Source organism: Mycobacterium colombiense (genome assembly GCF_001953985.1).
Taxonomy (GTDB): Bacteria; Actinomycetota; Actinomycetes; order Mycobacteriales; family Mycobacteriaceae; genus Mycobacterium; species Mycobacterium colombiense_B.
The window spans coordinates 245,215-260,641 of sequence record NZ_MBEI01000079.1; the positions used below are offsets into that span (position 1 = coordinate 245,215).

Here is a 15,427-nt window from a genome sequence, read left to right on the forward strand (position 1 = left end):
TCTTATGGTATGCCTTACAGTTTGTCAGTCGGACCGAGCTGTCTGCGTACAGGAGGCGTGCTGCTTATGAGTGCTGTGCTGTCGATACCGCGTTACCCCGCCGACGTGACCCCGCAGTGGTTGTCGGCCGCGCTGTCTGGCAGCGGCACACCCGTCGAGGTCGCCGACGTGGACGTGGTCGCGATCGGCACCGGGCAGACGGGGGCGACCTATCGGGTGACCGCCCGCTACGCGACGGATCCCGGTGACCTGCCGCAGACCTTTGTGATCAAGCTGCCCGCGCAGGACGATACGGTCCGTGACCGGGTGGTCATCGGCTACCGCAGCGAATGCGCCTTCTACTCCTCGGTGGTGGATCGGGTCCAGGTTCCCACACCCCGGTGCTTCTACTCCGAGATCACCGAGGATGCAATGGATTTTGCCCTGCTGCTCGCCGATCAGGCGCCGGCGGTGCAGGGCGATCAGCTCGTCGGTTGCGGCGAAACCGAAGCGCGCCTCGCCGTTACCGCGCTGGCGGGCCTGCACGCGCCCAGTTGGTGTGATCCCGTCTGGCTCGATTTTCCGGGCATCGCGTTCGGCCGGCCGGACGAGGCCGGTGCCAACGGCATGGGCGAGGTGGCGAAGATGAGCGCCGACATCACGCTGGAGAAGCTGGGCGATCGGATGAGCGCGGGAGATCGCGACACCTTCAGCGCGGCAATGGGTTCCATCGCGCCGTGGCTGCTGTCCGAATACGACCGGTTCGCCTTGCTGCACGGCGACTACCGGCTGGACAACCTGCTGTTCGATCCCGAGCGAACCAGGGTCAGCGTGGTCGACTGGCAGACGCTCGGCGTGGGGTTGCCGGCCCGGGATCTCGCCTACTTCACGGCGACCAGCCTCAATTCGCAACTGCGCGCGGGCATCGAGGAAGAGCTCGTCGCCGACTATCATCGCGCGCTGACGGCCGGCGGGGTCAGCGACTACGACCGCGAAACATGTTGGCGCGACTACCGGCTCGGCGTGTTGCAGGCGCCGCTGATCTCGGCCCTGGGTTTCGCGTTCGCCGCGGCCACCGAGCGCGGCGACGACATGGTGCTGACCATGCTCAGCCGCGGCTGCCAGGCGATCCGCGAGCTGGGCACGCTGGAGCTGATCGGCTGAGCCCTCAGAGGTCGCCGGTGAAGTCGGCGCTCAGCCAGCGGTCGGGCCGGATGGTGAACAGCACCTCCTCGACGCCTTCCATGCTGCGCACGAACGCGCGTCCGCCCTCCTCGCCGAGGTAGCGGATGGCGATCGACTCCTGCAGGTCCGCCGGGGCCGGCTGGGTGGTCTCGACGACGGTGCCTTCCACCACCACGTACTGATACGGCGGCTCCTCGCGCTGGACCACCAGCGTCACGGCGCCCGCCTGCTTGATCAGCCGGGCCTTGCGGCTGGACGTCCCGGTCATGATCCGGACATTTCCCCCGGGGGTGTAGTCGTACCAGATCGGGACACTGGCCGGCGGCCGGCCTTCGGTGGCGGCGACGGACAACACCGCCACATGCTTGTCGGCGAGGAACTTCTGGCGCTCGGTTTCGCTGAAGGCTTTCATGACGAGTCCAAACGCCGCGACTGTGCGGCTATTCCCGCGCGACCGATGATCAGTACTGCGTCGAGCCCTGGTCGACCGGGATCTGTGCTGCGGTGACCTTGCGCGACTCGTCGCTGGCCAGCCAGCACACGGTATCGGCGATCTCCTCCGGCTCGGCGACCCAGTGGGGCAGGAACGGCGTGAGGACGTGCGACAGCTGGGGGTTGGTTTCCATGGTCTTGCCCACCGCGTTGACCATGTCGCCGGAGCCCATCGCGGTGTTCACCGGACCCGGGTGAACGCTGTTGACCCGGATCGAATGCTTACCCAGCTCGGCGGCGAAGGCCCGCGCCAGCCCGCTGACGGCGTGCTTGCTGGCGGTGTAGTGAATCATGAACGGCTGCATCTTCATTCCAGCCGCGGAGCTGATCAGGATGATGGAGCCGCCGCGGCCGCCCTCGATGATCTTGTCCGCGCCGGCCATCACGGTATTCCAGGTGCCGGTCACGTTGATGTCCATGACGTCGCGGAAGTTCTCCGGCGTGATGTCGTCCCAGGCCTGCGGAGCCGCGACCCCGGCATTGGCCACGATGATGTCCAGCCGGCCCAGCTCGGCGACGCCGTCCGCGACGACCTTTCGCAGACCGTCGAAGTCGCGGGTGTCCACGACCGACGAGATGATCCGGCGGTTCGCCGCTTCGACCAGGCGCACGGTCTCGCTCAGATCGTCGGGCGTCGCCGGGTCGTACGGCACGCAGGACGGCAGCTTGCCCGCGATGTCGACGGCGATGATGTCGGCGCCTTCGGCGGCCATGCGCACCGCGTGCGCCCGGCCCTGGCCGCGTGCCGCGCCGGTGATGAATGCCACTCTTCCGGCAAGCTTGCCGCTCATACTTGCTCCTCCATTGGTTCGGCCTCTTACCGCTGCGCGGCCTTGACGAGATTCGCCCCGATGATCAACCGCTGAATCTCGCTGGTGCCCTCGTAGAGCCGCAGCAGGCGCACATCACGGTAGATGCGTTCGACCGGAACGCCACGCATGTAGCCGCTGCCGCCGTGTATCTGCACCGCGAGATCCGCGACATTGCCGGCCATTTCGGTGCAGAACAACTTGGCGGCCGACGGGGCGATCCTGCGGTCTTGATCGGTGACCCATAGCCGCGCCGCGTCACGCACCAGCGCGCGGCCGGCCATCACCCCGGCCTGCTGGTCGGCGAGCATCGCCTGCACCAACTGAAAGCTTCCGATCGGCGCCCCGCCCTGCGTCGCGGTGGCGGCGTACGCGACGGATTCGTCGAGCGCGCGCTGGGCGGCGCCCACCGCCAGGGCGGCGATGTGCACCCGCCCGCGGGCCAACGAGGTCATGGCCGCGCGGTATCCGTGGTCTTCACTGCCGCCGACGAGGGCATCGGAGCCGACGCGGACGCCGGTGAAGTTCACGTCCGCCGTCCAGGCGCCCTCCTGGCCCATCTTGGCGTCCTTGGCGCCCACGTCGACGCCGGCGGCGTCCGCGGGGACCAGGAAGACGGCGATCCCCGGACCCTGGTCGTCCGCGGGCCGGGTACGGGCGAACACCACGAAGAGATTGGCGACGGGTGCGTTGGTGATGAAGCGTTTCTGCCCGGAGATGACCCAATCATCCCCGTCGCGAACGGCTTTGGTGCGCAAGCCGGCCGGGTTCGATCCGGCGCCAGGTTCGGTCAGCGCGAACGATGCGACGACGTCTCCGGTCGCGATCGACTCCAGCCAGCGGGATTTCTGTTCGTCGGTGCCGAACCCCACCAGCACCTGTCCGGCGATGCCGTTGTTGGTGCCGAACATCGACCGCAGCGCCAGTGACGTGTAGCCCAGCTCCATCGCCAGCTCGACGTCCTGCATCAGGTTGAGGCCAAGGCCGCCCCACTCCTGGGGAATCGCGTAGCCGAACAGGCCCATCTTCTTGGCCTCGTCGCGCAGGTCGTCGGGGACGCGGTCGGTGTCGAGGATCTCCTGCTCGCGGGGGACCACCGCGCTGCGGACGAATTGCCTTGTCTGAGCGAGGATCTCGCTGAAGTCCTCGTCGGAGACTTCCGCGACTTCGGCGGTGGCCATGGGCTCCACACTCCTCTCTCGATCCGGGGCACCCCGGTTCAGGGCAGGATCCTATATCAAATATGATATTTGCCTTACGGGTGCCCGGTGGAGGCGATAACAGTGAAGGGTGTGTGATCGACAGTGGCGTTGTTGACAGGTCAGACCGCGGTAATCACGGGCGGAGCGCAAGGGCTGGGCCTGGCCATCGCGGAGCGCTTCGTCGCGGAGGGTGCGCGAGTCGTGCTCGGCGACGTCAACCTCGAGGAAACCCAGGTCGTGGCCAAGCAGTTGGGCGGCGATGACGTCGCGGTCGCGGTTCGGTGCGATGTCACCCAGTCGTCCGACGTCGAAACCCTGATCCAGACCGCGGTCGAGCGTTTCGGCGGCCTGGACATCATGGTCAACAATGCCGGGATCACCCGGGACGCGACGATGCGCAAGATGACCGAGGAGCAGTTCGATCAGGTGATCAACGTGCACCTGAAGGGGACCTGGAACGGCACCCGGCTGGCCGCCGCCGTCATGCGCGAAAACAAGCGCGGCTCCATCATCAACATGTCCTCGGTGTCCGGCAAGGTCGGCATGATCGGCCAGACCAACTACTCGGCGGCCAAGGCGGGCATCGTCGGCATGACCAAGGCGGCCGCCAAAGAGCTGGCCTACCTGGGTGTCCGGGTGAACGCGATCGCTCCCGGCCTGATCCGCTCGGCCATGACGGAGGCCATGCCGCAACGCATTTGGGATTCCAAGGTCGCCGAGGTGCCGCTGGGCCGGGCCGGTGAGCCCAGTGAGGTCGCCAGCGTGGCGCTGTTCCTGGCTTCGGATCTGTCGTCGTACATGACCGGCACCGTTATGGAGATCACCGGCGGCCGCCACCTATGAGTGCCGAGGCCGTCATCTGTGAGCCCGTTCGGACCCCGATCGGCCGCTACGGCGGAATGTTCAAGGCCTGCAGCGCGGTCGACCTCGGCGTCACCGCACTGAAGGGACTGCTCGAGCGGACCGGGCTGGCACCCGACGCCGTGCAGGACGTGATCCTGGGCCACTGCTACCCCAACAGCGACGCCCCGGCGATCGGGCGCGTGGTGGCGTTGGATTCCGGTCTGCCGGTGACGGTTCCGGGCATGCAGGTCGACCGGCGTTGCGGCTCTGGCCTGCAGGCGGTCATCCAGGCGTGCCTGCAGGTGGCCGCCGGCGACAACGACCTCGTCGTCGCCGGCGGCTGCGAGAGCATGAGCAACGTCGCCTTCTACTCCACCGACATGCGTTGGGGCGGTGCCCGCAACGGCGTGCAGGTGCACGACGGGCTGGCCCGGGGACGCACCACCGCTGGCGGCCGGAACTACCCGGTGCCGGGCGGAATGCTGGAGACGGCCGAGAATCTGCGCCGCCAGTACGGCATTTCACGCCAGGAGCAGGACGAGCTCGCGGTGCGATCCCACCAGCGTGCCGTCGCCGCGCAGAAAGACGGCGTCCTGGCCGAGGAGATCATCCCGGTCGCGGTCCGCACCCGCAGCGGTGAGGAACTCATCGACACCGACGAGCACCCGCGCGCCGACACATCGGTCGAGTCGCTCGCCAAGCTCAAACCCGTTCTGTTGAAGGATGATCCGGAGGCGACGGTCACCGCGGGCAACTCCAGCGGGCAGAACGACGCGGCATCGATGTGCGTGGTCACCACGCCGGAGAAGGCCGACGAATACGGCCTGAAGCCGTTGGTACGCCTGGCGTCGTGGGGCGTGGCGGGGGTCGCACCCAACGTCATGGGCATCGGGCCGGTGCCGGCGACCGAGGTCGCGCTGGCCAAGGCGGGCCTGCAGCTGGCCGACATCGACCTCATCGAGCTCAACGAAGCCTTCGCCGCGCAAGCGCTTGCGGTGATGCGGGAATGGAACTTCGGTGCCGCCGATCACGAGCGGACCAACGTGCACGGTTCGGGGATCTCGCTGGGCCATCCGGTGGGAGCGACGGGCGGCCGGATGCTGGCCACCCTGGCGCGCGAACTCCATCGCCGCGAGGCGCGCTACGGCCTGGAGACCATGTGCATCGGCGGCGGCCAGGGCCTGGCGGCCGTCTTCGAACGGGTCGCATCGCGATGACCGGTTCGGCGTTGCCACTCGACGGCCTCACCGTCGTGGAGGTGTCGAGTTTCGTCGCCGCTCCGCTGTGCGGCATGACGCTGAGTCAGCTTGGCGCGGAAGTCATCCGGGTCGACCCGATCGGCGGTGCATCCGATGTGCAACGGTGGCCACTGGCGGCGGATGGCACCTCGATCTATTGGACCGGCCTGAACAAGGGAAAGCGGTCGGCCACCATCGATCTGCGCTCCCCGGAGGGCCACGAACTGGTCCAGCGGCTGATCGTCGAGGGCGACGGCATCGTGGTGACCAACGCCGCAGGATTGTCCTGGCTCGGCCACGAAGTGCTGGCGGCCAGACGCCCTGACGTGATTCACGTTCAATTACTCGGGCGCGGCGACGGTTCCACCGGAGTCGACTACACGGTGAACGCGGGTCTCGGCTATCCGCTCGTCACCGGTCCGGCCGATCATGGCGGAGCGATCAATCACGTGCTGCCGGCCTGGGACGTGTGCTGCGGGCTGTACGCCGCGCTGGCGGTCGTCACCGCCGTGCGCCACCGCGAGCAATCCGGGACGGGAGCGCGGATCAGCCTGGCGTTGGAGGACGTCGCCCTGGCCACCGCGGCCAACCTGGGGTTGCTGACCGAACCGCAGGTCAACGGGACGCAACGCGAACGGCTGGGTAACGCCATCTACGGCCAGTACGGGCAGGACTTCGTCAGCAGCGACGGCGCGAGGTTCATGGTGGTTACGTTGACCGGCAGGCATTTTCGCGACTTACTCGCGGTGACGGGCACCGGTGCCGCGGTGTCGGCGCTCGCCGAGGCGCTGGGGGCGGATTTCGGGTCCGAGGGCGACCGCTACCGCTACCGTGACGTGCTGTCGGGTCTGTTCGCCACGTGGTTCAGCGGTCACACCGCCGACGAGATCACCGCCGCACTGTCCGCCACCACCGTGCTGTTCGAGCGGTACCGCACCTTCGCCGAGGTCGCGGCGGGGCCGAAGGTCACCGGCAATCCGTTGTTTTCGCGGCTGCGGCAACCCGGTCTCGGCGAGTATTTCGCCCCGGGCCTGCCGGCCGCATTCGACGGCGCACATCCGGCCAGCGCGCCCGCGCCGGCCCTGGGGCAGGACACCGCCGACGTCCTTGCACGCCTGGGGTTGAGCGCCGCCGACATCGAGCGCCTGACCAACGCCAAGACCATCGCCTGCTGAGCCGCCGGAAGGGAAACACAGCACATGACCAAACTCGCCCAGACCCTCGGACTGACCGAGGTGCAGACCGAGATCATCGCCACCGTAAGGAAATTCGTCGAGAAGGAAGTCATTCCCCACGCGGCCGAACTGGAACGCAGTGACACCTACCCGCAGGCGATCGTCGACCAGATGCGCGAGATGGGCCTGTTCGGCCTGATGATTCCGCAGGAGTACGGCGGGCTGGGTGAGTCGCTGTTGACCTACGCGCTGTGCGTCGAGGAGCTGGCACGCGGCTGGATGAGCGTATCCGGCGTGCTCAACACGCATTTCATCGTTGCGTACATGCTGCGCCAGCACGGCACCGACGAGCAGAAGCAGCGGTTCCTGCCGCGAATGGCAGCCGGTGAGACCCGTGGCGCCTTCTCGATGTCGGAGCCGGAGCTGGGTTCCGACGTGGCCGCGATCCGCACCCGGGCGCGGCGCAACGACGACGGCACCTACACCATCGACGGCCAGAAGATGTGGCTGACCAACGGCGCCACCTCCACGCTGGTGGCGGTTCTCGTGCGCACCGACGAAGGGTCGGACAAACCCCACCGCAACCTCACCGCGTTCCTTGTCGAGAAGCCGGTCGGTTTCGGCGAAGTCATTCCCGGCCTGCACATTCCGGGCAAGATCGAGAAGCTGGGCTACAAGGGCATCGAAACGACGGAGATGATTTTCGACGGCTACCAGGCCGGCGCCGACGACGTGCTCGGCGGCACCACCGGCCAGGGCTTCTTCCAGATGATGGACGGCATCGAGGTCGGCCGCGTCAACGTGTCGGCGCGTGCCTGTGGTCTCGGGATTCGTGCCTTCGAGCTCGCGGTGCGCTACGCGCAACAACGCCAGACCTTCGGCAAGCCGATCGCCGAGCATCAGGCCATCGCCTTCCAGCTCGCCGAGATGGCGACCAAAGTCGAAGCGGCACACCTGATGATGGTCAATGCGGCGCGGCTGAAGGACTCCGGCGAGCGCAATGACGTCGCCGCCGGGATGGCCAAATACCTGTGCAGCGAGTACTGCACCGAGGTAACCCAGCAGAGCTTCCGCATCCACGGTGGCTACGGCTATTCCAAGGAATACGAAATCGAGCGGCTGATGCGCGACGCCCCATTCCTGCTGATCGGTGAGGGCACCAGCGAGATCCAGAAGAACATCATCAGCAAGCGACTGCTCGCCGAGTATCAGGTGTAAGCGGATGAGCGTTCCGGAATTCGCTGCGCGGCCTCAACTTTCCGAGGACGTCGCGCGGATCATCCGCGGGCGGATTTTCGATGGGGCGTACGCCGCCGGATCGTACGTCCGGTTGGACCAATTGGCCGCGGAGTTGGGTATCAGTGTCACGCCGGTGCGTGAGGCGCTGTTCGCGCTGTGCGCCGAGGGCCTGATCAACCAGCAGCCGCGACGGGGTTTCGTGGTGCTGCCGGTCACCGGACGCGACGTCACCGATGTGGCGAACGTGCAGGCGCACGTGGGTGGTGAGTTGGCCGCGCGGGCCGCGCTCAACATCACCGATGACCAACTGCACAAGCTCAAGGAGATCCAGGCGCAGCTGGAGGACGCCTACGCCGGCGATGAACACGAACGCACCGTGCGGCTGAATCACGAGTTTCATCGCGCCATCAATGTCGCGGCGGACTCGCCCAAGCTCGCCCAGCTGATGTCGCAGATCACCCGTTACGCCCCCGAATCGGTGTTTCCCGCCATCGAGGGCTGGCCCGAGCAATCGATGCACGACCATCGGCGGATCCTGTCCGCGCTGAAAAAGCACGACGATCAGCTCGCCCGCGCGGCGATGTCGGAACACCTTGCCGCCGGCGCGGTGCCGTTGATCGATCACCTCGTCGCGCGCGGGGTGGTGGCCGACGGGGGCGGCCAAACGTCCTCGTGAAGCCGCCCCGGCGGCGACTCTTGTCGCTTCCGCGCACCTAGGCATACGCTGCAACGCAAGGGGGCGACCGAGCAGAGCGAGGAAGAATGTCCCCACCGCTTCGCGCATCGGCAGTTTTGGTTGCCTGCGTTTCGGCAATCGCGTTTGCGCCACCGGCTCATGCCGACATGCTCGACCCCATCCCCGGCAATGGTGTCTTTGTCGTCGGGCCCGACATCGCGCCGGGTCTGTACCACACGGGCGGCTCGGGCTCGGCGTTCGGAGTGTGGATCAACAACGTGCCGACCCAGGACTCGATGTGCTCGTGGTTCACCTACAGCACGCCCGATGCGAACAAGGACCATGTACTGCAAACGAATACCTCGATCGGCCCGATGTTCGCGAACATCAACTCATCGGTGAAGGCCTTCGAGTCGCAGAACTGTCAGCCCTGGACGCGGGTCCCCTGAGCCTGGTCTGACAGCATCTCGCGCAGACGACGGATGTCGACCTTGCCGGTGCCGCCGCGCGGAACGTCGTCGTCGCAATCCAGGAACAGCCACACCGTCGGAACCTTGAAGGCGCTCAGCAGGGTTCGTGCCGAGCCGCGCAGCTGCTCGGCGCTCAACCCACGGCACACCACCGCCGCGCCCACCCGATTGCCCGCAGCGCCGGGAACATTGGTGACGAAGGCGTTGCCGACCCCGTCGATAGCACGCAGGGCAGTCTCGACCTCACTGGGGTAGACCGTCGCGCCGCTGACCTTGAACATGTCGTCGGATCGCCCGTGGTAGAACAGGAATCCATCGTCGTCGAGGTGGCCCAGGTCACCGGTAGGGTAGAAACCGTCGGCGGTGAACAGGTCCTCGCGGGTGCGCCCGCAGATGCCGCGCAGCGTGTGTGGTCCGCGGATCTGGATCATGCCGGTGGCACCCGCCGCCACGGGCGCGCCGCTGTCGGTGTCGACGATGCGGACCTCCATGCCGGGGAACGGTTTTCCGCAACTGCCCCACGCCGACGCGGGCATGTCGGTGTCGGCGGGGTAACCGCAGTACGGGCCGAAGGCCTCGGTCATGCCGAACAACGTGGCGCGCGCGCCGGGCTGGGCGCGCTGCTCGGGCGGTAGCAGGGCCTGCAGGCTCCCCGCCTGTAGAGCCGACAGATCGGCGCGGGCCTCGCCGGCGTGCCGTGCCAATGTCTCGGCCTGGTCCGGCCAGCCCCGAAACAGCGTGACACGTTCGCCTTGCAGCAGTTTCAGGGTCGTTTCGGGCCGGGGGATTTCTTCGGTCACCAGGGTGGCGCCGGCCAGCAGGGCCGAGAGTATTCCGCTGCCGAAGCCGCCGACCCAGAAGAAGGGCATCGGCAGATACAGGCGGGTCTCGGCGGTGATGCACCGCGCCGCGAGGCCCGACCGCACGGCGCCCAACGCATTGCCGTGTGAGTGGATGACTCCCTTGGGCGATCCGCTGCTGCCCGAGGTGAACATGATCACCAACGGGTCGGCTGGGGTGACCGTCGCCGTCATGGGGTCGACGATGTCGCGGGCCCGTTCGCTCGCGACGGCGTTATCGAGCCGGTCGACCGGCCAAACGTCCCGTAACGCAGGAAGTTCGGCTCTCCGCACCGTCGCGAGCTCGTCGAGGTAGCGGTGGCCGCGGAACTCCTCGACGCTGACCAAGAACTGCACCGTGGCCACCCGCAGTTGCGCGGCCAGCTCTGCGGCCGTCAACAGAGTGCTCAGTGGTACCAGCACCGCGCCGATACGGGTCAGGCCGATGGCGACCTGCACCCAGCGGGTGCTGTTTGGCATGATGAGTCCCACCCGGGTGCCCTTGCCCACGCCCGCCTCGATAAAGACGGCAGCCAGATCCCTTGTGGTGGAGTCCAGTTCGCCGTAACTGATCCGGGAGGTGGGGTCGATCACCATCGGCGTGCCACCGTCGTGGTCCGCCCGCAACCGCACCAGCTGGTCGATGGTGCTAGACATCGAAGTGCTCTCTGAGTCGCCGCACGTCGACCTTGCCACTCGACAGCAGCGGAACCTCGGCGCCGCGAAGGGCGATGAACCGCTTGGGAATCTTGTACGCGGACAGCTCCGTTTTGAGCCGCGCGACCAGCGCGGCTTCGTCGAAATCCGCGGCACCGTCTGGCTGGACGACCACCGCGGCGACGACCTGCCCGCGCCGGGCGTCGGGAATGCCGATCACATAAGCCGGCGCCCCGCCGGTGACCCTGCTGATGGCCTTTTCCACCTCGGCCGCCGAGACGTTGGCACCCGCCGTTTTGATCATCGCGCTGCGCCGGCCGACGAAATAGACGAATCCGTCGGCATCGATGCGCACCAAATCGCCGCTGTGGAACCAGCCGTCGGCATCGAAGCACTCTTCCCGGCTGCGTTTGTAGTAACGCTGCATCAGGTACGGCCCGCGAAGACACAGCTCGCCGACCTCGCCGACCGGCACGGCGGTCACGGTGTCGGGATCGACGACCTTGGCCTCGAATCCCGGCGCCGGCTTGCCGAACGAGCCGCGCCGGTGTTCGGGTTGGTCGGATTCGTCATCGCCGATCAGCACGACGCTGCCGGCCTCGGTCATGCCCAGCATGTTGTGCCGCAGTTCCGGGTCGGCCGGGCGGGCGTCGGGAGCCATGATCGGGTACAGGTTGCCGCGCCGCATCGACGACAGGTCGCGCCGGGGGAAGCTCGGGTGGTCGGCCAGGTGGGCGATCCCGGCGGCGAATCCGTTGGTGAGGGTCGGCTTTTCGGCCTCCAGCAGGTCGAGCATCGCCCCCGCATCGCTGGCGTTGGAACACACCAACGTCGATCCGGCCAGCACAGTCGCGAGCAGGCCGAACGCGAGCCCGCCGATCCAGAAGAACGGCGAATTGCAGAACAGCCTGTCGTCGGGAGCCAAGCCCCGGATTCGGTTGAGGTTGCGCTGATGCGCGAGCAGGCTGCCGTGCGTGTGCACCACGCCCTTCGGGGCACTGGTCGAGCCCGACGTATATACGATCGCCAGCGGATCACCTTCGGCGACATCCTCTTCCAGCGCCGTCGGCAGTGCCGGATCGACGGCGTCGGCCAGCCGGCGCACCGGCTCATGAGTGATCGCCACGTGGCGCAGCTGCGGTGCCGCGGCACACAACAACCGGGAACCGAGATCGGCACCGGAGAAGATCTCGGACAGTCGTTGCACGTAATCGTGAGAGCGAAACGATTTGGCAGTCAACAGGATTCTCACATCGCTGTCGACCAGTTGCTCGCGCAGCTCGCGGGCGGTGACGAAGGTGGAGAACGGGACCACCACGGCACCGATTCGCGCCGCGGCCAGCATCCCGACGACGAATTCGGGTCCGTTGGGATAGAGCAGCCCCACATGGGTTCCCTTGCCGGCACCGAGGCCAATCAGACCGCGTGCGAGTTGCGCCGACCGGATGTCGGCCTCCGCGTAGCTGATCCGGTCTGTGTCGCAGACCAGAAGCGGGTGATCGCCGCGCAAACTCGCTTGCTGCCGCAGAATCCCGGCGATCGTCAATCGATCAACGGGCATGGTCGCGCTGCACCGCGGACTCGTGAAAGAAGCTTCGGATCGCACCGAGATCGGCCTTGCCCGAGGGTGTTCGGGGGATGGTGTCGACGATCGCGATCTCGGTGGGTATCTCGTAGCGGGCCAGTCGCTCTCGCAGGTACTGCACCAGCGCGCCGGCGTCGGTGTCGGCTCGTTCGCGGAGCTCAACCATGGCGACCGGTGTCTCCCCGAGCCGGTCGTCGGGTCGGGCGATCACGGCCGCGCCGGCCACCGCGGGGTGGCTCTCCAGTGCGAGGCGAACGTCGTCGGGCATCACCTTGAATCCGCCGCGGATGATCGCCTGGTCGGCGCGGCCGACGATCCAGAGAAACCCGTCGGCGTCGATCCGCGCCATGTCCGTCGTCCGCATCCATGGCGTGGCGGGCCCCAGCTGGCCCGGCTTGACCTCCAGCAGGCCGACTTCGTCTGGGCCCAAGGGGGTTCCGTCCTCGGCGACCACTCTGAGCTGAGCGCCCGGATTGGGCCGCCCGACGCTGCCTCGTTTGGTCTGCCAGTACCGCTGGTAATCGGCAAGGGTCCAGCCCGCCACCCCACCGCCGAATTCGGTTGCCGCATACGAGGTCAACACCGGAACGCCGTACTTCTCGGTGAAGGCGTCGGCATCCTCGGCCGACAGCGGCGCCGTCCCGCAGGTGACGGCCCGCAGACTTTCCAGGTCGGCGCGCGGAACATCGGAGTGCAAGACGGTGCGCAGGGCGGCCGGTACCAGCGACGCCGCGCGGGGCCGGTGCTTGCGCACCGCCGCGGCCCAAGCGTTGAGCTCGAATCGTTCCAGCAGCACGAACGGTCGCGCCTCGGCGATGCATTGCAACACCCGGAACACCCCGCCGATATGCACCAGCGGCGAGTTCACGATCGCGACGCCGCGGCGCAGCTCTTGTGGCGGCGCGGCCTGTTCGGGATCCGATCCCATCACGCTGCGGGCCAGCATGTCGTAGCCCAGATCGATTCGCTTGGGTGGGCCCGTCGTGCCGCTGGTCAGCATGCGCACCGCGACACCGGACGGCGAAGCGGCGCCGCCGGCGGGCGGCGCGGACACGTCGGCGTCGTCCAGCAGGCCCGAAATCGCGACCGTCGGCGTGCCCGAGGGGACCAGCGTCGTCAGATCGCCGCGCTCGCCGACGATCACGGGAAGCTGCAGACCCGCGATGTCGGCCTTGGTGCGCTCGTCGCCGCGTGAGGGGTTGACGACCACGACCGTTCCGCCGCCCAGCAGCACGCCCAGGAACGCGGCCACGTGTCCCGGCCGGTTGCGCAACAGCATCCCCACCTCGGCTCCGGCGGTGACCGCCGCGATGCGTTGTGCCGATGCGGAGAGGTGAGCCCAGGAGATCCAATCGCCGCCATACTCGATGGCGTGCGCGTCCGGTTCTAGGGCGAGCACGTCGGCGATGCGTTGAACCAGCGGGTGACGCGACATCAGCGAATCTTCGGTGTGCGCGCGGAGTCCCAGGCCCGGGAATCGCTCTGAGCGGCCAGCTCGGCGGTGCCCAGCGGATTGCCCAGCCGGGTGTAGATCAGGTTCTGCTCCATCGCGGCGCGGTACGGCTTGTCCAGCGACTCCCAAATCGCTTTGACGGTGCCCGCCGTCGCCGTCGGCGGCTTGGCGGCGATGGTCGCCGCGATCTCGTGGGCGCGCTTCCACAGCTGGTCCGCGGCGACGACCTCGGAGACCAGTCCGATCCGCAGCGCCGTGTCGGCGCCGACCCGTTCGTCGTTGCCCATCAGGGCGATGCGCAACGTCTCACCCAGTCCGATCCGCCGCATCAGGCCGACCGGCTCCAATGCGCAGACCAGGCCCGCCGACACGTGAGAGTCGAAGAACGTGGCGTCTTCTGCACAGATGACCACATCGGACTCGTTGACGAAGTAGAACCCACCCGCGGTGCACATGCCCTGGACCGCGCAGACCACGGGTTTCCACATCTTCTGCCACTTGGGGCTCAGCAGCTCACCGGGATCCTCGTGGTTCCAGATGTTTTCGGGCTGGCCGTACGGCGTCTTGATGTCAAGCCCGGCGCTGAAGGCCCGGTCGCCGGCCGCGCGCAGCACCACCGCATGCACCGACTCGTCGAGTTTGACCGTGCGCCAGGCGCGGGCCATCTCCTCGCACATGGTGCGGTTGAACGCGTTCAGCTGATCGGGGCGATTCAGCGTGATGGTGGCGACATGGCTGTCCGCGTCGACGCCGAGCAGGATGGTTTCGAAGGTCATCGGCATTGCCAATTCGGTTTGCGTTTCTCGACGAACGCCCTGGGGCCTTCGGCCGCGTCCTCGGTGCGCAGCACGCGTTCGCGAAAGGTTTCGGCGAGTATCTCCGCCTCGTGCAGTGGCACGTTGAGCCCTTGAGGATTGCCAGCCGGGTGCCCCGAACAGCCAGTGGCGCATTGGAATTGACGATGTCGGCGATCTCGTGAGCCCGCTCCAGCAGGTTGTCGTGCTCGACGATCTCGCTGATCAGCCCGAGCTCGTAGGCGCGTTGTGCGCTCATCCGCTCGTGCTTGCCCATCAAGGCCATCCGCAGCGCGATCGAGCGGGGCAACACCCGAGACACCCGCACCAGTTCCCGGCCGGCCACCAGCCCGATGCTGACGTGTGGATCGAAGAAGGTCGCCTGCTCGGAAGCGATGACGATGTCGGTCGTCGTCACCCAATCCATCCCGGCGCCACAGCAGATTCCGTTGACGGCGGTCAGCACGGGCTTGGCCATGGTGCGAAACGGCGGCGTGCCCTCCTGTGGCGCCTCCCACTGGTCGTAGGTCGACAGGTATGGCCGTTCGTAGATCACCTTGCCGTCTTCGGGAATCTCTTTGACATCCGCGCCGGTGCAGAACGCGCGGCCGGTGCCGGTCACGATGGTCAGCCATACGTTGTCGTCGTTCTCGGCCTCGTCGTAGGCGGCCCGCAGCTCGGTGATCATGTGCGGGCTGAGCGCATTGAGGGCATCAGGGCGGTTCAGGGTGACGGTCGCGGTGTGCCCGTCGACTTCGTACTTGATCGTGTCGAACGAATCAGTGGGCATT

14 protein-coding genes and 1 pseudogene are annotated in these 15,427 nt (G+C 67.3%); 7 read left to right on the top strand and 8 right to left on the bottom strand.

Annotated features, from left to right (window positions below):
• Window positions 1-66: 66 nt before the first annotated feature.
• Window positions 67-1,143 carry a phosphotransferase family protein gene (locus tag A5732_RS25160; RefSeq protein ID WP_076103589.1) on the top strand — a complete coding sequence of 359 codons (1,077 nt, stop codon included), beginning with the start codon at window positions 67-69 and terminating at the stop codon, window positions 1,141-1,143.
• A gap of 4 nt (window positions 1,144-1,147) precedes the next feature.
• On the opposite strand, the gene A5732_RS25165 is transcribed toward A5732_RS25160, so the two are convergent.
• From A5732_RS25165 to A5732_RS25175, 3 genes are read right to left on the bottom strand one after another with little or no spacing between them, the layout of a single operon-like run.
• Window positions 1,148-1,576, bottom strand: a complete 429-nt coding sequence (locus A5732_RS25165) for a pyridoxamine 5'-phosphate oxidase family protein (RefSeq protein ID WP_076103590.1) — start codon at window positions 1,574-1,576, stop codon at window positions 1,148-1,150.
• Window positions 1,577-1,625: 49 nt separating this feature from the next.
• Complete coding sequence (locus tag A5732_RS25170) at window positions 1,626-2,447, bottom strand: mycofactocin-coupled SDR family oxidoreductase (RefSeq protein WP_076103591.1); 822 nt, start codon at window positions 2,445-2,447, stop codon at window positions 1,626-1,628.
• A gap of 26 nt (window positions 2,448-2,473) precedes the next feature.
• Window positions 2,474-3,646, bottom strand: a complete 1,173-nt coding sequence (locus tag A5732_RS25175) for an acyl-CoA dehydrogenase family protein (protein WP_076103592.1) — start codon at window positions 3,644-3,646, stop codon at window positions 2,474-2,476.
• A gap of 123 nt (window positions 3,647-3,769) precedes the next feature.
• Here A5732_RS25175 and fabG point away from each other — a divergent pair, with 123 nt between their 5' ends.
• The 6 genes from fabG to A5732_RS25205 all read left to right on the top strand — a co-directional run bounded on the left by fabG (window position 3,770) and on the right by A5732_RS25205 (window position 9,287).
• Window positions 3,770-4,510, top strand: a complete 741-nt coding sequence (gene fabG, locus A5732_RS25180) for a 3-oxoacyl-ACP reductase FabG (RefSeq protein ID WP_064952311.1) — start codon at window positions 3,770-3,772, stop codon at window positions 4,508-4,510.
• Window positions 4,507-5,727, top strand: coding sequence for an acetyl-CoA C-acetyltransferase (locus A5732_RS25185; RefSeq protein WP_076103593.1), 1,221 nt, complete (start codon window positions 4,507-4,509; stop codon window positions 5,725-5,727). The genes fabG and A5732_RS25185 overlap by 4 nt, the downstream gene beginning before the upstream one ends.
• On the top strand, window positions 5,724-6,923 hold the full coding sequence (locus tag A5732_RS25190) for a CoA transferase (protein WP_076103594.1): 1,200 nt from the start codon (window positions 5,724-5,726) through the stop codon (window positions 6,921-6,923). Before A5732_RS25185 ends, A5732_RS25190 begins: the two co-directional genes overlap by 4 nt.
• Window positions 6,924-6,947: 24 nt before the next feature.
• Window positions 6,948-8,141: an acyl-CoA dehydrogenase family protein gene (locus A5732_RS25195; RefSeq protein ID WP_076103595.1), complete on the top strand. Its 1,194-nt coding sequence runs from the start codon at window positions 6,948-6,950 to the stop codon at window positions 8,139-8,141.
• 4 nt (window positions 8,142-8,145) lie between these two features.
• The gene (locus A5732_RS25200; RefSeq protein ID WP_076103596.1) at window positions 8,146-8,838 is read left to right on the top strand and encodes a GntR family transcriptional regulator; all 693 of its coding nucleotides are present in this window, start codon (window positions 8,146-8,148) and stop codon (window positions 8,836-8,838) included.
• A gap of 86 nt (window positions 8,839-8,924) precedes the next feature.
• The gene (locus A5732_RS25205; protein ID WP_076103597.1) at window positions 8,925-9,287 is read left to right on the top strand and encodes a hypothetical protein; all 363 of its coding nucleotides are present in this window, start codon (window positions 8,925-8,927) and stop codon (window positions 9,285-9,287) included.
• Here the strand turns inward: A5732_RS25205 and A5732_RS25210 are convergent.
• From A5732_RS25210 to A5732_RS25230, 5 genes and pseudogenes are all read right to left on the bottom strand, one after another.
• Window positions 9,263-10,804 (bottom strand): class I adenylate-forming enzyme family protein, encoded by a 1,542-nt coding sequence (locus A5732_RS25210; protein WP_076103598.1) that lies wholly within the window; start codon window positions 10,802-10,804, stop codon window positions 9,263-9,265. The genes A5732_RS25205 and A5732_RS25210 overlap by 25 nt on opposite strands.
• A complete protein-coding gene (locus tag A5732_RS25215; RefSeq protein WP_076103599.1) occupies window positions 10,797-12,365 on the bottom strand; it encodes a class I adenylate-forming enzyme family protein in 1,569 nt (522 codons plus the stop codon). Before A5732_RS25215 ends, A5732_RS25210 begins: the two co-directional genes overlap by 8 nt.
• Window positions 12,355-13,824 (bottom strand): class I adenylate-forming enzyme family protein, encoded by a 1,470-nt coding sequence (locus tag A5732_RS25220; RefSeq protein ID WP_076103600.1) that lies wholly within the window; start codon window positions 13,822-13,824, stop codon window positions 12,355-12,357. Before A5732_RS25220 ends, A5732_RS25215 begins: the two co-directional genes overlap by 11 nt.
• The gene (locus A5732_RS25225; protein WP_171975095.1) at window positions 13,824-14,624 is read right to left on the bottom strand and encodes an enoyl-CoA hydratase/isomerase family protein; all 801 of its coding nucleotides are present in this window, start codon (window positions 14,622-14,624) and stop codon (window positions 13,824-13,826) included. Before A5732_RS25225 ends, A5732_RS25220 begins: the two co-directional genes overlap by 1 nt.
• Window positions 14,615-15,426: pseudogene (locus tag A5732_RS25230) on the bottom strand (enoyl-CoA hydratase/isomerase family protein). The gene A5732_RS25225 and the pseudogene A5732_RS25230 overlap by 10 nt, the downstream one beginning before the upstream one ends.
• Window position 15,427 lies beyond the last annotated feature (1 nt).